Source organism: Salinibacillus kushneri, assembly GCF_900111405.1.
Classification (GTDB): Bacteria; Bacillota; Bacilli; order Bacillales; family Alkalibacillaceae; genus Salinibacillus; species Salinibacillus kushneri.
This window is the reverse complement of record NZ_FOHJ01000007.1, coordinates 1-19,201: the sequence shown is the minus strand read 5'-3', so window position 1 is coordinate 19,201 and position 19,201 is coordinate 1. Positions and strand designations below refer to the sequence as shown.

Genomic DNA, 19,201 nt, shown 5'->3' with positions numbered 1-19,201 from the left:
CAAGAAGGTGGCAAATGAATAGAGTCAAAGGTGAATAAAATCTGGCCACCATGAAATTCAACATAACGATTTGCTTTTCAGCTAAATATATCCAGTTTTTAAATGAAATAACCAAATATAAAAATCAATGAGTAAGAGGAGTACGCAGACCCGATTCATCACAGAGAGCCTGGGCATGGTGAGAGCCTGGTATGATAGGGTTGTGGAATGGACTTACGAGAGTCTTCCTGAACTAAGAAGAGCAAAAGTAGGGAAGAACGGCCTCCCCCGTTATCAGGATAGGGTATAAGACAGAAGTTTTCGTACCTGAAATGAGTGGGTATCTTAAGTTTTCTTTAAGAACCAATGTGAGGTGGCAACGCGGTGATTCGTCCTCCAATTGCACATGTTGTGTGTGCAGTTGGAGGTTTTTTTTATTAGGTCTAAAAGGAATTAAGATCCCTTACGATTTTGAACGATAAAAAGGAGGTTCAGAGATGAGTGTACAGACAGGATTAGAGTCAGGTCGAACGATTCAAACGAAGGTAAAAGAAATCAAAGGGGATACGCTAACACCTATATCCATCTTTCACCGGTTAAAAGGGCCGAAGAAATTCTTACTGGAAAGCTCACTGAAGCATGAAGCATCAGGACGATTTTCCATGGTTGGAAGTGATCCTTATTTGGCGATTAAAGGAACCGGTAAAAAGAGTACAATGCAGCAATTTCGCTCCCCATACAAAACCAGGCATTTGGAAACCTCACCACTGGAATTGATTAAAAAGGAGCTTGGTGATATACAAATGGATTTACCTATTCCGTTTTATGGCGGAGGGGTAGGTTATTTAGGCTATGATACGGTTCGTCAGTTTGAGGACATTGGAGAACTTCCGGAGGATGATCTGGAAATGCCGGACATTCATTTTCTTTTTTATGAAAAGGTCGTCGTGATGGACCATAAATTGCAAAAAGTCTACTTAGTGGTTCTTAATATGTCGGGCTTATTGACGGAACAAATAATGGAGAACGAGCTGGAGGCGATGGAAAAGCAGCTAAAAACGCCAACGAAGACAGAGTTTCAGACAGATTCCATGGAAACGGGTGAGTTTTCCAGTAATCTTACTCGGCAGGAGTACGAAGAGAAAGTTAAAATCATTCAGAATCACATCAAACAAGGGGATATTTTTCAGGCTGTATTATCCCAGCGACTTCAGGCAGATTTTCGAGGAGACGCATTCACCTTTTACCGTAAGTTGAGGACATCTAATCCATCCCCTTATATGTTTTATATCGACTTTGAGGATTATCTTATTCTGGGTGCTTCCCCTGAAAGTTTAATTAAAGTTCAAAATCAAGAAGTCATCACTAATCCGATTGCAGGAACGAGAAAACGAGGGCAAACCGAGGAAGAAGATAAAAAACTGGAAAAGGAACTGTTAGCAGATGAAAAAGAACTGGCTGAACATCGGATGCTAGTCGATCTTGGACGAAATGACGTTGGGAGAGTTTCTGAAATCGGTTCTGTGGAAGTAACCAGGTATATGGATATTGAGCGTTATCAGCATGTGATGCATATTGTGTCCGAAGTAAAAGGGAGGTTAAAACCGAGCCTTAGCAGTCTGGATGCGTTAGCGGCATGTTTACCAGCGGGGACGGTATCAGGTGCTCCTAAGATTAGAGCGATGCAGATTTTGAATGAGTTAGAACCGACAAAACGTGGCGCCTATTCAGGAGCTGTCGGTTACATTAATGGAAACGGTGATCTTGATTTAGGGCTCGCTATACGAACCATGATGATAAAAGACCAAACGGCTTACGTACAGGCTGGAGCTGGTGTCGTTATGGATTCTGTTCCTGATAAAGAGTATGAGGAAACCTTGCAAAAAGCAAAGGCACTGCTGGAGGTGGAGAAATGATTTTATTAATCGATAATTATGATTCTTTTACGTATAACCTGTATCAATATCTGGGAGAGTTAGGCAAAGAGGTCATGGTCAGACGAAATGACCAAATCAAAGTAGAAGAAATTCTAAAGCTTAAGCCTGAAGCCATTGTCTTATCACCTGGGCCTGGTTACCCGGAAGATGCTGGAGGCTGTATCGACATTATAAAAGCCTTTTATCAGAGCATTCCAATCTTAGGAATATGCCTTGGTCATCAGGCGATTGGTGCTGCATTTGACGCAACTATCAAACCAGCTGAACAAATGAAACATGGGAAAACCTCCTCTATAAAGCATAAAGGAGAAGGGCTGTTTGAATATATTTCTCTTCCAATTGAAGTGATGCGTTATCATTCTCTGGTGATTGAAGAGAATACCCTCCCAGCACCTTTTGATGTAACTGCAACGGCGATGGATGATGGGGAGTTAATGGCCATCCAACACCGAAAGTATCCGTTATATGGACTGCAATTTCATCCTGAGTCAATTGGGACGGGAACAGGAAAACGTATTTTAGGAAATTTTATTAAGAAGACAGAAGCTGCTGCTTTATAAGCACGAAAGTTTATCAAAAGGCTCTGTTAATCATAGGAGTTGATTTTGTCTCCAGTTCGCTCGCTTTCTGCGGCGAGCCGCGGGTCTCCTGCGGGGGTCCCCCGTATATGCTTCAACCAACTTGGTAAAAAATCAACAATAAAATTTAACACAGCCTATCAAAAAAAGGAAAGGAGAAATTCATGATGAAAGCCTATCTTGAAGCTTTAGCCAACGGGGAAAATTTAGGTGTTTCTGAAATGAGTGAGGCGGCCGGACTGCTTTTTGAAGATTCTATTTCAGATAGTGAAATTGCTGCTCTTCTCATGGGGCTGAAAATGAAAGGTGAAACGTCAGAGGAGATTGCCGGATTTGTAGAGGCGCTTAGACGTCACGCCCTTCCCTTTTCCAAATCGTATTCAGATATTATGGATAACTGTGGCACAGGTGGGGATGGTTCACACAGCTTTAATATTAGTACTACATCCGCCTTTGTTCTGGCAGGTGCAGGATTAAAGGTTGCAAAGCACGGAAATCGCAGTGTTTCCAGTAAAACAGGAAGTGCTGATGTTCTTGACGCTCTGGGGGTTGCGCTGAATTTTACGGTAGATGAGGTGGATGCATTACTAGCGGAAAATGGTATTGCTTTTTTATTTGCTCCCCATGTTCATCCAAAAATCAAGCGGATTATGAAAGTGCGTCAGGATCTTAAAGTGCCAACGGTCTTTAATCTATTAGGCCCTCTTATTAATCCAGTTGAGTTGGAAACCCAGCTGTTAGGCATTTATCAGCGTGAAGGATTGGAAATGATGGCTCAGGCTCTTCATCATTTAGGGCGTAAACGTGCGGTTGTCCTAAATGGAGCGGGTTTTATGGATGAAGCTTCCCTGGCTGGGGAAAATCACGCTATTCTGTTAGCTGATGGAGAGTTGCAGCGTTTTACGGTTCATCCGGAAGAAGTGGGGTTAAACACTTACCCATTGGAAGCCATTAGAGGGGGAAATGCACAGGAAAATGCAGATATTTTACTTCGGGTATTACAAGGAGAAAAGGGTGCGCAATATGAAACGGTGTTATTAAACACAAGTCTTGCCTTGCTCGCTCACGGCACTATAGATGAACTGAAGGAAGGGATTGAATTAGCCAGAGAAAGCATTCAATCTGGTGCCGCATTATCTAAGCTGAACTACCTTATTGAATATAGTCAAAAGCGTGCGAAAGGAGCTAAAGAAGCATGACCACTATACTGGACGATATTTTAAAAGAAAAGGAAAAAGAGGTTCAAAGATTAAAAGAAAATCCACAGGAAGAGCTGGAATCTTATTATTCTTTTCATTCCTTGTACGAAGCTTTTATGAACAGCGACAAGTTAAGTGTCATAGGAGAAGTAAAGCGTGCGTCCCCATCAAAAGGAGATATTGATGCAGAGGTAAATCCTGTTGAGCAGGCCAAATCCTATGTAAACGCGGGTGCCAAAGCGATATCGGTTTTAACGGATACACCGTTTTTTAAGGGAACGATGGATGACTTGGCTCAAATCAGAGAAGCTGTAGAGGTTCCGATTTTATGTAAGGACTTTATTATTGATCGTGTACAAATTAAGCGTGCGAAGGCACATGGAGCGGATGTTATTTTACTTATTGCTAGCGCCATGCCGAAAGAAAAGCTTCTCGATTTATATAACGAAGCAAAAGCGAATCATGTAGAGGTTTTATTTGAGGTGCATAATGAAGATGAACTGCAGATTGCCCTTAGTATGGGGGTTGATATAATTGGAATCAACAATCGTAATCTAAAAACCTTTGAAGTGAATCCTGAAGTGACGGAAAAACTGGCCAAGCAAATTCGTACGTCAGATACCTTACTCATTAGTGAAAGTGGTATTCGGACAACAGAGGATGCGGAGCGAGTGACCAGGACTGGTGCTAAAGGTATCCTTGTAGGTGAGACATTAATGAAATCAAAAAACATTAAAAAAACGGTTGATGAATTAGTAGTGCCTTTAATGAGTGATCAAGTATGAAGGTAAAAATTTGTGGCGTGAAAAATGTTTCAGCAGTAAAGGCAGCAGTGGACGGAGGAGCAGATTTTATTGGTTTGATGTTTGCGGAAAGTAAGCGTAACATTTCTGTGGAACAGGCTCGGAAATTAGCCTGTTACATTCCACCACATATAAAAAAGGTGGGCGTGTTTGTGAATCCGAGGCTTAACCAGGTACTCGAAGTCATTAACAAAGTAGGTATCAATTTTACCCAGCTTCATGGAGACGAATCTCCTGAGTTTTGCAGGGAAATTCCCATTCCAGTTATTAAGGCCTTTCAATTGAACGAAAAAGAAGATGTTGAGAAGGCAAGGAAATACAACACAGCCTATTATTTATTTGATAGTCCTGGTGGAAAATACCGTGGTGGTAGTGGGATGACCTTCAATTGGCAATGGCTAAAAGACATGAATATCCCACAGGAAAAGGTGATACTTGCCGGTGGATTACAGGCGGAAAATATTCAGGCTGCGATTCAGGAAGTGAAACCAGCAATAGTAGATGTCTCAAGCGGTGTAGAGACAGACGGGGAAAAGGATCCGAAAAAAATACAGGTATTTATAAAAAAGGCAAAAAAGGAGGAATAAAATGACAACCTATCAACAACCTGATCAACTGGGCCAATTTGGTCCATATGGAGGGCGCTATATCCCGGAAACATTAATGCAGGCGGTGATTGAACTGGAGGAGGCTTATGAACAAGCGCAAAACGATCCGGAATTTCATCGTCAGTTAACCTTTTATTTAGAACAATATATTGGTCGAAAAAATCCCTTATATTTTGCTGAAAATCTGACGAGAGAATTAAGAGGACCGAAGATTTATTTAAAACGGGAGGACCTCAATCACACCGGTGCCCATAAAATTAACAATACCATTGGCCAGGCACTCTTAGCGGTTCGTATGGGCAAGCAAAAAATTGTCGCTGAAACAGGCGCCGGACAGCACGGAGTCGCGACGGCTACCGTCTGTGCTTTGCTTAATTTAGAGTGTGTTATTTTTATGGGAGATGAGGATATTCGCAGGCAAAAGCTGAATGTATTTCGCATGGAACTTCTAGGAGCGAAAGTGGTTGGTGTAAACCAAGGCAGTGCAACCTTAAAAGATGCCGTTAATGAGGCACTGCGTTATTGGGTAACCAATGTGGAGGATACCCACTATATCATCGGCTCTGTGTTAGGGCCACATCCTTTCCCGAAAATGGTTCGCGATTTTCAAAGTGTAATAGGAAAAGAAACGAAGGAGCAGTTTCTTGAGTTGGAAAATCGTCTCCCGGAAGCCATTGTCGCTTGTGTAGGTGGCGGAAGTAACGCAATGGGGATGTTTTACCCATTTGTAGATGATGAACAGGTCAAATTGTACGGGGTGGAAGCGGCCGGAAGTGGTATTCATACCGATAAGCATGCAGCAACCCTAACCAAAGGCACCGTAGGCTCCCTGCACGGGGCAATGATGTATTTACTACAGGACGAAGACGGACAAATTCAGGAAGCCCATTCCATTTCAGCTGGACTCGACTATCCAGGTGTAGGTCCTGAGCATAGCTATTTACGGGATGAGGGAAGAATTGATTATACATCTGTCACAGATAAAGAAGCATTAGAGGGTTTTCAATTACTCTGTAAAACAGAAGGAATTATTCCTGCTTTGGAAAGCTCGCATGCGATTGCCTACGCATCAAAGCTTGCTGAAGAAATGTCACCAGAAGAAACGCTTGTCATATGTTTATCTGGACGGGGTGATAAAGATGTGGAAACGGTCAAAGCTGCTCTAGGAGGTGGGGAACATGACTAAAGCTTATTTAAATGATGCCTTCCAACAGGTTCAAGCTCGCGGTGATAAGGCATTTGTTCCTTATATTATGGCTGGTGATGGAGGATTAGAGTCACTTGGAGAAAAGATATCCTTTTTAGAAAAAGCGGGTGTTACCGCAATCGAGATAGGAATTCCTTTTTCTGACCCTGTTGCAGATGGACCCACGATTCAGCAGGCAGGCACACGCGCATTAAACGAGGGAACAAGTTTACGGGACATTTTGGCTTACTTAACAGATATTAAAAGTGATTTGCAGGTTCCTTTGATTTTCATGACTTATTTAAATCCGGTTTATAAATATGGACTGGAGAATTTTAGCCGGGATGCCCGGGAAGCAGGTGTGAGTGGATTGATTATCCCTGACTTACCCATTGAACAGGCAGACGGAATCATCCCATATCTGAAGCAAGAGGAGATTGCACTTATTCAATTAGTAACGCTAACAAGTCCTGAGGAGCGCATTAAAAAAATCGTTGAAGCATCAGAAGGCTTTGTATATGCTGTTACTGTGAATGGAATAACAGGGGAAAGATCAAATGTTAATCAGTATTTAGGAAGTTATCTGAATCGCATTAAAAAGTACAGTCACACGCCTGTTTTAGCAGGGTTTGGAATTTCAACTCCAGAGCAGGTAAAAGATATTGGGGATAAATGTGATGGAGTGGTTGTGGGTAGTAAAATTATCTCGTTATGGGAAGAAGGAAACCAGGAAGAAATAGAAAAACTAGCAAAAGCAGGTCAATCAAAAACAATCCGTTAACATGTTAAAAAGGATGTGAGGAGGGTCCGCACATCCTTTTTTCTATCCATTCATCTTTTCACGTAGTTCCTGTATACTATCCTCGCTTCCGGTTACGATAAGGCGATCGCCGAGTTTAATTTCCGTATCACCATGGGGGATAATCGACTCATTATCCCGGAAAATCCGGACGATAATCGCATCACCCAGGAATGGGAAGCGACGCAATTCCACCTCGTGGAAGGCGCGATTGTGCATTTCAATTTCAATTAATCCTTCCTCGGATGTTGTGAAGATATCAGCAACGTGTGGTGATTGAACCATAGCCTTCATCATAGCTTTTGTGGAGAAGAAGGATGAAAAAACGTTAATATTATATTCTTTAAGTTTTTTACTTAGTGTTGGTGATTCAATTCTTGTCACAATGTGGTCATTTCCAAGCTCCTGAGCGTGTTTGGAAATTTCAAAGTTTTGCTCGTCACTATTGGTTGACACCACTAATATGTCCGTATCAAAAATTTCGTTTCGTTCCATTTCCTCAATAGAAAAATCCTGAATACCAATCACCTTAAATTTAGAACGGTCCACTTCTGGATCAATGGTTTCGGTTTTTTTCGTGTGGTACAAGCATACTTCAAATTCATTTTTGTCCAGTTCATTGGTTAGTGGCAGTGTTAACTGGTTAGCTCCGACCACTTTAACATTCCTCTTCTTACTTTTCACATCCTGAAGTGGGAATACCTTCTTAAACAGGATTGGCGTAATAATACAAGCAATGACCGCAAGTAAAATTAAAGCGGATGCCATCGTATTTTCGATAACACCAATACGCTGACCAATTTCGGCAGCCGCAACAACCAATGATAGAGTAGACGTTAAAATAAATCCAGACCCAAAAACTGTTCTCCAGTCATACCAACGTTTTAAAACGAGAGCTGGTATTAATTTCGATGCCAATAAGCCAATTAACAATAACGGAATAAGCATAATGACAGACTTATTCTGGAATAAAGCCCATATATCAAGATCAACTCCAACCATCACAAAGAAAATCGGAATTAAAAAGCCATAACCAAATGAATCAAGCTGCTCGATGATTTCCTTCTTTGGAGATAGTAAAGAAACCAGCACACCAGCAAGGAAAGCACCTAAAATATTTTCCGCACCCAGTGTTTCGGATAATCCTACTAATACCATTAATAAAGCAAAAATCGCTCTTGTTTCGATTTGGACAGTTCCAGTAGTTAACGATTCAAAGAATGGCCGGTTTCTAAAGAATTTCCCTCCAAAGTAAAGCAGTATACCGGCTGCAAATAATAAGAGGAGAAGCCACGTATTTCCTCCTTCTTCCTGGAAAGATACAAATACAGCTAACAAAATCATGGTTACCAAATCAGCCAGTACAGCTACAATGAGTATAATCTGGCCAATTCCGGACTTCATGATTTCTGCCTCTTTAAGTGTAGGGACAACTACACCAAGTGAGATTGTGGAAATCACAAGCGTCATGAAAAAGACATTGTCCACTAATCCCATCATGTCGAGTCCGAAAGAAATGAGGTATGAAACAAGTAATATTAATCCAAATACAATGGATGCAACAAAGAATGAATTGGGCTGTTTCTTACCATTCTTTTGTTTCTTCTTATTGTTTTTAAAAACGGAAAAGTCGATTTCTACCCCACTTAAAAACATCAAAAAGATAAAACCTAAAGTGGATAAAATCGTAATCCATGGATCAGGTTCGACAATATCAAAACCACTTTTACCGATGATTAAGCCTACAATAATTTCAGCAACAACAACAGGAATTATATTTAATCTTAACCTTTTCAGGATAATTGGCGTTATAAATGCAGCAATTAAAACAATAATTAACGATGTAACTGAAGTGTGTCCTTCCATACGACCTTCCTTTCTATATGGGTTTTTTAAGACGTTAAAGTATAGTCCTCCTATTATTTAAAGGTTAAATATACAATATAATCGTCTAAAAATAAAGCAAAAAGGATGTCGGGACTGTCCCCACATCCTTTACAGTATTAAAGTAGTTTTATGTAGCTTTTACCTGTACGTTTTGTCATTTTATCTTTTTTATACATTATCCAGGGAGGGGATGAAATAGATGTGTTCAGAGACTATAGCTAGATATAAAATATGCTGTATGTTTCACAATATGCCTGCATAAATTGTATTAGGTGATGCCTATGGTTTTTTGGTTTTCAACGCTTTTAATTTTTTATATTATGTCTACAAGTATTTACACCTTCTTTAAGCGGAGAGATGAAATAAGGGGACGGTTTTCCTTTGATCAGTTTTACACCTTAGTCATCATATATTTAACCGTTATGACAGGATTTGGGATTTTTTATTTTTTATTATCTCAACAGGGAATCCCTTTGTTAGATGAAGGACATTTGCTTGGTACTTCCCAATGGGACCGGCTGGGACATGCCATATATTTTAGCGGTGTGACATTAATGACAATAGGATATGGTGATATTACTCCAATTGGCATTGGTAAATTTATCGCTCTTTTTGAATCCATGATTGGCTATGTTCTCCCAGCTGCATTTTTTGTACGAGTTCTCCAGGACTACCGAAAATAAGCCTGTAAGTTGAATTTCCCTTCTATATTCGGTACTCTAAAACCAAAAGGAGGAATTTTCCATGACTGTACATACTGGTGAAAAAGCACCCGATTTCGAACTTGCGGCCAGTAGTGGTGAAACGGTGAAGCTATCTGATTTTCGGGGGGAAAATGTCGTTCTATACTTTTATCCAAAAGATATGACACCTGGCTGTACTACGGAGGCTTGTGATTTCCGTGATCATCATGAAAGCTTTGCAGATCTGGATGCTGTGATTCTTGGTATCAGTCCTGACCCTGTCGATCGTCATGAAAAGTTTATTGATAAGCATGACCTTCCATTCCAGCTTCTTGCTGATGAGGACCATAAAGTGGCAGAAGAATATGGGGTTTGGAAATTAAAAAAAGCCTTTAGTAAAGAATCAATGGGTATTGAACGCTCGACTTTCATCATCGATAAAGAAGGAAATCTTGTGAAGGAATTCCGTAAAGTAAAAGTAGACGGGCATGTGGAAGAGGCACTTCAATTTATTAAAGAGGAAATGTAGATTATGGAAAGAACAGGTAGGGGTCATCCGATAGAAGATGATCCCTTGCTGCTTTCGTTTTTATTTCGCCAGTCAAGTTTACTCTTACTGGCTAAAAAAACCAGCTTGATGATTAATTTTGCCTAGGGGCCTTGGTTATAATAGATAGTAGTTTTTAGTAAAAAATGCAAAGAATTTAATATCCCCCATAATCAAACCATCCTTAAGTGAGTAGTTATAAACTTTCCATCACAATCAGAATCCCGGACAGTGTAAAGATTGATATAATAGTAGAAAGTAGAATCAGGATAGGTGCATAGTTTGAGAGTACACGGTATTTATCGGCAAACACGTTTAGTAATGCCCCTATTGGCAATGCAGATAAAAGAATAGCGACTGTTGTCCATAGCTCATTATCAAGGGAAAACACAAATAGAACCAGAATGCCCATTACAATCGGCATATAAAGTAACTTGAGTCCTATGATGACACCCATTTCCTTTTTGGCTGTGTTATCTATTTTTACAGATTGTTCTTCACTTAATAGTCCCAGGCCTAAAGCAAATAAAGCCGTAGGTCCTGCGGCAGCACCCAAAGTGTCTGTAAATACCTGGACAAACTTAGGAATCGGCAGCTGCAGGAGAGAAGCAAGAATTCCTAACAGTAACGAAGCGTTAATGGGATTTTGAAAAACTGCTTTTGATACATTCAAAGGAAAAGACATGCGACTGGTGTGCTTTGCTTTATTCGCTAATGTAGAAGAAATTTCAAAGGATAAGACCACAAGCGTAATGATAATGATATCATATGTAAACGTAGCAATCGCTGCAGGTACGGCCGCCTTTTCTCCAAATGCTGCCACAACAAATGGAATCCCTAAAAACCCGGTGTTCCCATAAGAAACGGCCATTCCGTACATGGAAGCATCCGGTAAGGATTTTTTAAACAGTTTTTTGGCCAGTATTACTGCGGTCAAAAAACAAATCAGTGCTACAACGAGATTAAGGCTGATAAAAGGCCAATTTGTAATTTGTTCAATTGGAGTGGTCGATAAGGAGTAAAATAACAATGCGGGTAAGGCAAAATAATAGACGAAATTATTTAAAGCCTGGGCTCCGACAACCGAAACAAGCTTTAATCTCCCAGCAAGATAACCACACAGAATGATAGTAAAAATTGGAATAATGACATTAATAATCAAATCCACCGACAAAACCTCTCTTTCTATCCAATCTATGATGTCAGCAATTACTCCATTTTATCAGAATTTTCGCCGAATTTCATTACTGTACCTTAAGTCATAGAGTTTATCAAAAAAATACCTCCAATCACGGTTTGATTGGAGGTGTCTTACTTCCATTTTTTATGTAGAATTTTACTTTTCGGAGTGATCATACAGATTTTGATAGCCATACAGAATGGTGGAATAAATCATCGCGACAACGATGTGGTGGAAACGGGAGAACTTCGTGTACTTTATAAAATTCATCTTTTCTAAGAAAGTAATAATCGGAAGTCCATAGATGATATTATTCAACAGGTTTGCAAGTACATACCTTCTAAAATTCCCATATGTTAAATGATATATCCATATATTACCGAGTGGGAATAAACCAAGAACAAGGGTCAACGCATTCCACAATTTTCGTCTCGCGTTTCCTTTAATTTCCCAAAGATTGTAGTTAAGGCCGATGAAGGTTCCAGTCATGGTGATAAGAGAAGATAAAATGGTAACAGGCATAAATCGCTTAATAGATTTTCTGGGGATAAAAACTAAGCTTCCCCAAAGTAATACCGCTCCTATTCTGATTAAGTACGTTCCCATCGTTAATTCCCCTTTCTTCTTTTATTAAAGTTTACAATGATACAAAAAATATGTAAGAAAGGGGATGTTTTCTAAAAAAAAGGACTAAATGGATACGTTCTCCTGATCAAGAATTTCTTTATTAAAGTGAAAATCCTCAATCTTGGCATTCTTAACGGAAGGCATGTTTCTTAAGACAGGTACTAAAGTGATATATATAGAAATAAAGAGAAAGCTAAACCCTGCTCCTAAAAATACAGCCTGACTTGAGTAGATACTGCCTAGTGTCCCACCTACCAACGACCCAAGTGGCATAGCGGATGTGCTAATACTTGCGATAACGGAAAAGACCCGTGCTAAAAACTTTTGCGGGACACAACCCTGTAAAATGGTATAAAAGAGTACATTGGTTAAGCCGATTGGAACGGAACATAGACCAAACAAAACAACACTTATCTCATTGATAGGCATGTAAACTGAACTGATCCAAAAGGCTGCTCCTAATAGAAAGCTTACAATTGTGATTCGTCCAACTGGTATTTTTTCAAATAAAGGAGCGCAAAGAGACCCAACGAGAACACCTGCTGAAAAAGCGGCTAATAACGCTCCATAAACTCCGGAACCACCACGGAAATCAGCATAAGAGGGGAGGATGGCTATCATTGCCCCTAAAGCAAAGTTCGCTGCAATATTTTCCCCAAAAATTTTGACAATGGCGGACCCTAATACAACTTGAAAACCAGCTTTTAAATCATGCCCATATTGTTTGATTTGCCCCTTAATAGAGAAACCCTTCACAGATTCTTTTTCCTCTGTCTGTCCTTGGTTAATCGTCATACGCCAATAAAGAAGCGCTGCCATTAAGAAGATAACCGAATCTGTCCAAAAGAGGGTGATGGCACCAAAAAGTGTAATCAGCAATCCTGTAACCGCATTAAACACCATATCGATTCCCTAGTAGGCAAAGGACATGAGGGAATTTCCTTTTGTTAATTGCTCTTTAGGTAAAAGTAAAGGAATGACTGCTGAAGTAGCTGGATAGGCAATTTGATTTAATAGCGAAATAAAAGGCATGACAAGTAATACTAAGGTCACATTTAGTACATCGAGCAAATGTGCAATAGGAATAAAAAGAATAAGAATGGCCTGGATTACTTGTGAAAATGTTAATAATTTACGAATGGAAACCCGGTCAATAATCGGCCCTGTTAAAAACTGAAACACTTGTGGCATTAATGTTAGAAAACCGGCAAGTCCTGTATAAAAAGCAGATCCTCCTAGCTCATAGACAAGCCACATAGCTGCTACATAATAAATACTGTCGCCAGCATTTGTTGTGATACGACCGCTGAAGAGCTTCAAAAAGTTCATGTTCTTTAAAACCGACATCATAGCTTTTCTCTCCTTCAATATAATTTTCTCAGTAAAATTAATTTTACCGTTAGTTTAAAAAATAGAGCCTGTCTTAACAGGTCTTCTATTCATCATCGTCCTGATTCTCATCCTGTTCCATTTGCTTGAAAAATCCTTCCTCCATTTGAAAGGCCATGCTTAAAAAGTAATAAGACTTTGCTTCAGGATTGTTTTCCTCCTCTCTGGACATTTCACCTAACTCATGCATCAGTTCATAATACTTTTTGGCCCATACCTTAAATTTATCTTCCGTTGTTTTCAGCTCCCACTGGCTGGACATAAATTTCCAATTAGCCGGGTTCGTTTCCTCAGACTCATTTTTAAAGGCATCATCTGGTGCAGTTAAAATTCTCGTTCGGGTTCGGTCCAAGGTTTCAAACATTATTTGACGAGTTGCATTGCTGATTTCCTTCGCATGAGGCAAAAGCTCGTCGCTCAAAACAAACCCTTTAGCAACAGATTGATAAAATTTCTGTATAATGCCGTTTTTTTCTTCCTTTCTAATTACTTGAATAAATCCGTGTTTCTCAAGCTCGCGCAGATGATAGTGAACTCTCGCACGACTCAGATTAAAGATTTCGGATAGCTGCTGACCTGTGTAGGGCTTTTCAATCAGACGCATAATCAATTTGGAGCGGAATGGATCTCCTAATGTTTTGAGCTGTTCGTACTCTTTTATGATTTTATATGGGTCCATTTTTCATCACCTATTTGTTTAAATACTTTACTCGGTAAAAATAATTTAACTGTATTATACATTGTATTTCGTTGAAAGACAATGAAATTCTTAAAACTTTTAATAATTAAATAATGTTTCGTTTATATATAGTATAGGGAATGCAATACAAGTCAAAATCAGGTATGCTGTAATATAGAAGAACGAAGCAAGAATGAGGAGGGAATCGTGATGGAGATCCTGACAACATGTCGGATAAAACGCAGTATACAGGATAGGTTATTGCATTCTTATCCATCTCTTACATTTCGATTTTGTGATGATATAAAAGAAGCGGAAGCCTATCTGCCTCAAGCAGAAGTATTAATTACATATGGAGAAGATTTAACAGATAATCATATTGATAAAGCCGAAAACTTAAAGTGGATTATGGTCATTTCAGCTGGTGTCGATAAAATGCCTTTTGGAACCATTCGGGAAAAATCCATTCTCGTCACGAATGTAAGAGGGATTCATGGGATTCCGATGTCTGAATATGCGATTTCTATGTTACTACAGGTCTCCAGACAGGCAAAAATCCTCTATAATAATGAACAAAAGCATCACTGGGACCGTACTGTATATATGACAGAAATGTATGGCCAAACCATGCTTGTCGTGGGAACAGGAGCTATTGGGCAGGAAGTGGCACGATTAGCGAAGGCCTTTCAAATGAAAACCATCGGGCTATCCAGAAGCGGTCGTCCTGCCAAATATTTTGATGACACGGGACAAATCGATCAATTATTAGAGAAGCTTCCGGAAGCGGATTATATTGTTTCTGTACTTCCAAGTACGGACGATACCAAGCATATTTATCAAGAGTCCCATTTTCAAGCGATGAAAGATCAGGCGATTTTCTTAAACATGGGTAGAGGAGACGCGGTAGACGAGAAAGCATTGATTAAGGCGTTAAATCAAAATGAGATTCGCCACGCTGTATTAGACGTTTTCGAGCAGGAACCATTACCAGAAGATCATCCATTCTGGGATATGGAAAATGTAACGGTTACTCCTCATATTTCGGGGATATCCCGCTATTATCAACCAAGAGCCTTCGAAATATTTGAAGCAAATCTTGAAAAATACTTAAATAATCAAACCGATTTTATAAATATCATTGATCCAGAACGGGGGTATTAAGTATGAGAATTTATACGAGATCAGGGGATAAAGGAAAAACTTCACTTATTTATGGTGACAGAGTAGAAAAAAATCATGCACGAGTGGAAGCATACGGAACATGTGATGAAGCAAACTCGATGATAGGCCTTGCATTAAGCTATTTAAATGAGGAAAACTGGGAAGATAAGGACAACTTTATGTCCTTTATGCAACGGATTCAAACCATCTTATTTCATGTAGGGGCAGAGCTTGCCACTCCTGAGGGAAAAGAAGTAACCTGGAAGCTAAAGCAGGAGCATATTGAAGAGCTGGAAAAGGAAATTGACAAAATTGATCAGCATTTAACCCCTCTAAAGAACTTCATCCTTCCATCCGGACACCAGGCATCGGCCACATTGCACGTAGCAAGAACGGTTACCAGAAGAGCAGAGCGGAAGGCGGTAGCCATAGACTCGGAGCAGCACCAACAAGCGATTTCCTATTTAAATCGACTTTCTGATTTCCTATTTGTAGCGGCCCGATATGTAAATGAGCAGTGTGGAGGAACGGAAACCCCATTAAAAACAGACATATAATGGATAAATAAAGGTAGATTTATTGACAAACGTGAAAATTAAGCGATACACTAATTGTAAGAATTGTAATGTAATAATAAATTGATTATAAGTATCTCTTTAAATTTAAATGAAAGTAAATGCTGATAACGAATATACGATTGAAAGCGAGGTGCATGGCGGTGTCAGATCAGCTCCAAGAGGCACTGGATATTTTAAGAGACTCCGGCGTTCGGATTACTCCACAACGTCATGCAGTATTGGAATTCCTAATTCAATCAGAGAAACATCCGACTGCTGATGATATTTATAAGGCACTGGAAAGTAAATTTCCGAATATGAGTGTAGCGACCGTGTATAATAATTTACGCGTATTTCGGGAAATTGGCTTAGTGCGTGAGCTTACGTATGGCGATTCCTCCAGTAGATTTGATTGCAATACATCAGACCATTATCACATCATTTGTGATCAGTGCGGAAAAATAGTTGATTTTCATTATCCACGATTGGATGAAGTGGAATCCATTGCTGAACAAATCACTGGTTTTGATATTAGTCGCCATCGGATGGAAGTATACGGTGTCTGTGAGGATTGTAAAGATCTCGCAAAAGCGAGTCATTAAGGGTGTATTAAAACACGAACTATGTATACATGCTAGCTGGGAACCTATAAGGGTCCTGGCTTTTTTTATTTGGTAAACTTGTCTTTTTGCTTTGATAGGAAGTCGTGTTTATTTTAGTTTTTGGGGAATGAACACAGGGAGTGACAGGGTAAAAAGGATGAGAGACTTGATTATTGGTTGAGGCGACAGGATGATCTGAGGACGGGACATGATTTTTGCGTATAGACTGAATAACCGGAGGAGTGAAGGGTTTATTCTGTGAATGGAAAGGAATATGAACGACGCAAACTAAATTCCTGCAAGTAGAGGTGACAATCCAGAAAAATCAACAGAATCGAAAAATCCTACATCTATTAGAGAATTAATTCCTTATTATGAAGATAGAATTTTTGGATATAGATACAGAATAAAGCCACAATAAGACCGAATTCTTTATTTCAATAACAGAAACCATAATATAAGGAAATTCACTCTCTACCAAAAACCATTCCGCAACCTAAAATGGGTATTGGAATGGTTTTTATTCTGGTTACGTATAGGATACATGAAACATTCGAATCAGATTAGTCACCTTCGCTTTGTAATTCCTTCTGATATTTCTTAGAGTTGTACCGTTCGTCGAATTCTTTTCCCTCAAGGTCTTTGTCCAATGTTAAAGGCTGTTTACAGAACATGCAGGCATCCACACGCCCAAGCATTTTCGTTTGTTTTTGACAGGATGGACAGGTAACAGGGACGGCTCTGGTTGAAAGCATGCCAATCCAGAAATACACAACCGTGCTAAAGACGATTCCAATCACACCTAAAATCATAAAGGTAACCATCAACCACGCGGTATCTTTAAAGTAAAGGCCTATGTACATCAAGATCATTCCGGCAAAAACCAATCCTAATGCAAAGCTTCGGATTTTATTTATTTTACTTTTATATTTGAGTTCTGCCATAGAGCTTATCCTCCTTTTACTTTAATTCCACTATAGCATAATTATACGTGAAGTCGTGAAATTGAAAAAAGGATTTTCGTATATTTTATCGAAATATTTTATGTACATTTTTTTTGGAGGAGTTCGACTATGGAAGATTTTTTAAGACCCATATACCAAGAGAGGGCTAGTCATTCGAACACATTGGGAATTGTTATGGTTGAGAAGGAAAAACCGGTTAGTCCGATAACTGATAATTTTGATGTGATATTAATGATTGTCGTAAGGGAGTCTGAATCACCCTGGTTTGTAAAGCATTATGAGTTTGAAAATCAACGCGCTGCTATGCATATTGTTGAAGAAAAGCAGTTAAAGGAATGGATAGATACAAGTGGATATCGAAAAGTTTTGGAATGGCTATTATCAGGAAAAATAGTTTTTGATCGAAATGAGTACATGGCTAACTTAAAGGAAATGTTAAGGGAATTTCCTGATGAAAAGCGCAACCTTCGAAAGGTCATTGAGTTTGCCAAGTTAATTCGCTCCTATCGTGAATGTCGCTCTTTATATGAGACAAAGCAATATCTTGATTCATTCAGTCAAATGGTTCGTTCTCTTCATTATTTGGCAAGATTGGCGGTGATTGAAAAAGGGCTTCATCCAGAGGTTACTGTTTGGAAACAGGTGAAACAAATTGAACCGGAAATCTACAAGTTATATGAAGAATTAATTGAAAGTCATGAACCGATGGAAAAGCGGGTAGAACTTATGCTGTTGGCAAGTGAATTCATTATTAACTCCAGAGCGAAGATTAGTTCTAAATACTTGCTGGATGTCATGGTTACTCGTGATACCTGGTCCATAGGAGAACTGAAAAATCATCCTGCTGTGCAGCCGTACGCTTTAGATCTAAGTGCATTACTTGCCTATCTGGTAGAGCGGGATATTGTAGAAGTGGCCAAAACCGAAACAAAGGGGAAAAATATTTATCATCGTAAGTACTGGGTGTGAACAGTAAAACATCTTTTAAAAGGGGTCACTTTTTTCGGATACCTGCATAGTTTATGATTGGTGCAGGAGATAATTATCATAAATGGATTGGTTTATTGGTCATACTACAATAATGACTGGTTTCTTACTTGCTATTAGATGGCATCCATTTTCTATAAATGATGGAATGGCAGGTCAAGGGGTTTGGGTGGAAGTCATCTGTAAAACAAATGAATCAGTAATAATAAAAAAATATATAACATATTGACGCTGTTCCTTAACCATGGTATATTATTATTCGTCGCTTGAGGCGACACCGACAAAACATGAAGGACATTATGAAATTTGTTCTTGCAAATAGACAGCTATTCATGTTACATTAAGTATCGTTGCTCACAAGGCAACAGAACATTTTGAAGATGATAAGTTATAAATTATGTATTGAAATCAATTGCTTATCATGTTATATTGTCATTTGTCGCTTGAAACGGCGCACAAAACAATATAAAAAGTTATTGACATCCGGTTGGTAACTTGATATAATTGATTGGTCGCTTTGAGAGCGACGGACTTTGAACCTTGAAAACTGAACAAAACAACCAGTACGTTAATTCGCTATTTTGATAGCATTGATGAATGAGCAACAGGAAAACTTTTATTGGAGAGTTTGATCCTGGCTCAGGACGAACGCTGGCGGCGTGCCTAATACATGCAAGTCGAGCGCGGGAAGCAGGCTGATCCCTTCGGGGTGAAGTCTGTGGAACGAGCGGCGGACGGGTGAGTAACACGTGGGCAACCTGCCTGTAAGTCGGGGATAACTCCGGGAAACCGGAGCTAATACCGGATAACACTTCAGACCGCATGGTCAGGAGTTGAAAGACGGCTTT

The 19,201-nt window shown here is 39.5% G+C and carries 19 protein-coding genes, 1 rRNA gene, 1 pseudogene and 1 other annotated feature; of the genes and pseudogenes, 15 read left to right on the top strand and 6 right to left on the bottom strand.

The window, feature by feature from the left end; genetic code table 11:
* Positions 1 to 118: 118 nt before the first annotated feature.
* Positions 119 to 379: a binding site (T-box leader), on the top strand.
* Positions 380 to 476: 97 nt separating this feature from the next.
* The 7 genes from trpE to trpA all read left to right on the top strand — a co-directional run bounded on the left by trpE (position 477) and on the right by trpA (position 7,071).
* Complete coding sequence (gene trpE, locus BMX63_RS11145) at positions 477 to 1,895, top strand: anthranilate synthase component I (RefSeq protein ID WP_093135536.1); 1,419 nt, start codon at positions 477 to 479, stop codon at positions 1,893 to 1,895.
* Complete coding sequence (locus BMX63_RS11140; RefSeq protein WP_093135533.1) at positions 1,892 to 2,476, top strand: anthranilate synthase component II; 585 nt, start codon at positions 1,892 to 1,894, stop codon at positions 2,474 to 2,476. The genes trpE and BMX63_RS11140 overlap by 4 nt, the downstream gene beginning before the upstream one ends.
* A 185-nt stretch (positions 2,477 to 2,661) precedes the next feature.
* Complete coding sequence (gene trpD / locus BMX63_RS11135) at positions 2,662 to 3,693, top strand: anthranilate phosphoribosyltransferase (RefSeq protein WP_093135531.1); 1,032 nt, start codon at positions 2,662 to 2,664, stop codon at positions 3,691 to 3,693.
* The gene (gene trpC, locus BMX63_RS18520; RefSeq protein WP_093135529.1) at positions 3,690 to 4,478 is read left to right on the top strand and encodes an indole-3-glycerol phosphate synthase TrpC; all 789 of its coding nucleotides are present in this window, start codon (positions 3,690 to 3,692) and stop codon (positions 4,476 to 4,478) included. Before trpD ends, trpC begins: the two co-directional genes overlap by 4 nt.
* Positions 4,475 to 5,083: a phosphoribosylanthranilate isomerase gene (locus tag BMX63_RS18515; RefSeq protein WP_093135527.1), complete on the top strand. Its 609-nt coding sequence runs from the start codon at positions 4,475 to 4,477 to the stop codon at positions 5,081 to 5,083. Before trpC ends, BMX63_RS18515 begins: the two co-directional genes overlap by 4 nt.
* 1 nt (position 5,084) lies before the next feature.
* Positions 5,085 to 6,290, top strand: coding sequence for a tryptophan synthase subunit beta (gene trpB, locus BMX63_RS11120; RefSeq protein WP_093135524.1), 1,206 nt, complete (start codon positions 5,085 to 5,087; stop codon positions 6,288 to 6,290).
* Positions 6,283 to 7,071 (top strand): tryptophan synthase subunit alpha, encoded by a 789-nt coding sequence (trpA, locus tag BMX63_RS11115; protein WP_093135521.1) that lies wholly within the window; start codon positions 6,283 to 6,285, stop codon positions 7,069 to 7,071. The genes trpB and trpA overlap by 8 nt, the downstream gene beginning before the upstream one ends.
* Positions 7,072 to 7,113: 42 nt before the next feature.
* Here the strand turns inward: trpA and BMX63_RS11110 are convergent, their stop codons facing one another.
* Positions 7,114 to 8,955: a monovalent cation:proton antiporter family protein gene (locus BMX63_RS11110; protein WP_093135518.1), complete on the bottom strand. Its 1,842-nt coding sequence runs from the start codon at positions 8,953 to 8,955 to the stop codon at positions 7,114 to 7,116.
* Positions 8,956 to 9,296: 341 nt separating this feature from the next.
* On the opposite strand from BMX63_RS11110, the gene BMX63_RS11105 reads away from it, so the two are divergent.
* Together BMX63_RS11105 and bcp are read left to right on the top strand one after the other, a co-directional pair.
* Positions 9,297 to 9,659: a potassium channel family protein gene (locus BMX63_RS11105; RefSeq protein WP_245732814.1), complete on the top strand. Its 363-nt coding sequence runs from the start codon at positions 9,297 to 9,299 to the stop codon at positions 9,657 to 9,659.
* A gap of 61 nt (positions 9,660 to 9,720) precedes the next feature.
* Positions 9,721 to 10,188: a thioredoxin-dependent thiol peroxidase gene (gene bcp / locus BMX63_RS11100; protein WP_093135513.1), complete on the top strand. Its 468-nt coding sequence runs from the start codon at positions 9,721 to 9,723 to the stop codon at positions 10,186 to 10,188.
* A gap of 214 nt (positions 10,189 to 10,402) precedes the next feature.
* Here the strand turns inward: bcp and BMX63_RS11095 are convergent, their stop codons facing one another.
* The 4 genes and pseudogenes from BMX63_RS11095 to BMX63_RS11075 all read right to left on the bottom strand — a co-directional run bounded on the left by BMX63_RS11095 (position 10,403) and on the right by BMX63_RS11075 (position 14,081).
* Entirely contained in the window at positions 10,403 to 11,374 is a 972-nt protein-coding gene (locus BMX63_RS11095; RefSeq protein ID WP_143060151.1) for an AEC family transporter, read from the bottom strand.
* Positions 11,375 to 11,542: 168 nt separating this feature from the next.
* Positions 11,543 to 11,992, bottom strand: coding sequence for a hypothetical protein (locus BMX63_RS11090; RefSeq protein WP_093135506.1), 450 nt, complete (start codon positions 11,990 to 11,992; stop codon positions 11,543 to 11,545).
* 84 nt (positions 11,993 to 12,076) lie between these two features.
* Positions 12,077 to 13,360 (bottom strand): annotated as a pseudogene (locus BMX63_RS11085) (MFS transporter).
* Between the two features lie 88 nt (positions 13,361 to 13,448).
* Positions 13,449 to 14,081, bottom strand: a complete 633-nt coding sequence (locus BMX63_RS11075; RefSeq protein ID WP_093135497.1) for an ArsR/SmtB family transcription factor — start codon at positions 14,079 to 14,081, stop codon at positions 13,449 to 13,451.
* 210 nt (positions 14,082 to 14,291) lie between these two features.
* Here BMX63_RS11075 and BMX63_RS11070 point away from each other — a divergent pair, with 210 nt between their 5' ends.
* The 3 genes from BMX63_RS11070 (at position 14,292) to perR (ending at position 16,401) form a co-directional block, all read left to right on the top strand.
* Positions 14,292 to 15,242, top strand: coding sequence for a D-2-hydroxyacid dehydrogenase (locus BMX63_RS11070; RefSeq protein WP_093135494.1), 951 nt, complete (start codon positions 14,292 to 14,294; stop codon positions 15,240 to 15,242).
* Between the two features lie 2 nt (positions 15,243 to 15,244).
* Positions 15,245 to 15,799, top strand: a complete 555-nt coding sequence (locus BMX63_RS11065; RefSeq protein ID WP_093135491.1) for a cob(I)yrinic acid a,c-diamide adenosyltransferase — start codon at positions 15,245 to 15,247, stop codon at positions 15,797 to 15,799.
* A gap of 155 nt (positions 15,800 to 15,954) precedes the next feature.
* The gene (gene perR, locus BMX63_RS11060; RefSeq protein WP_093135489.1) at positions 15,955 to 16,401 is read left to right on the top strand and encodes a peroxide-responsive transcriptional repressor PerR; all 447 of its coding nucleotides are present in this window, start codon (positions 15,955 to 15,957) and stop codon (positions 16,399 to 16,401) included.
* A gap of 563 nt (positions 16,402 to 16,964) precedes the next feature.
* On the opposite strand, the gene BMX63_RS11055 is transcribed toward perR, so the two are convergent.
* Positions 16,965 to 17,345: a YgzB family protein gene (locus BMX63_RS11055; protein ID WP_093135486.1), complete on the bottom strand. Its 381-nt coding sequence runs from the start codon at positions 17,343 to 17,345 to the stop codon at positions 16,965 to 16,967.
* A gap of 129 nt (positions 17,346 to 17,474) precedes the next feature.
* Between BMX63_RS11055 and BMX63_RS11050 the strand changes: the two genes are divergently transcribed.
* The 3 genes from BMX63_RS11050 to BMX63_RS11045 all read left to right on the top strand — a co-directional run.
* Positions 17,475 to 18,335, top strand: coding sequence for a nucleotidyltransferase-like protein (locus BMX63_RS11050; protein ID WP_093135483.1), 861 nt, complete (start codon positions 17,475 to 17,477; stop codon positions 18,333 to 18,335).
* Between the two features lie 82 nt (positions 18,336 to 18,417).
* Positions 18,418 to 18,582 (top strand): hypothetical protein, encoded by a 165-nt coding sequence (locus BMX63_RS18045; protein WP_177167271.1) that lies wholly within the window; start codon positions 18,418 to 18,420, stop codon positions 18,580 to 18,582.
* Between the two features lie 387 nt (positions 18,583 to 18,969).
* Positions 18,970 to 19,201 (top strand): 16S ribosomal RNA (locus BMX63_RS11045); the annotation flags it as partial.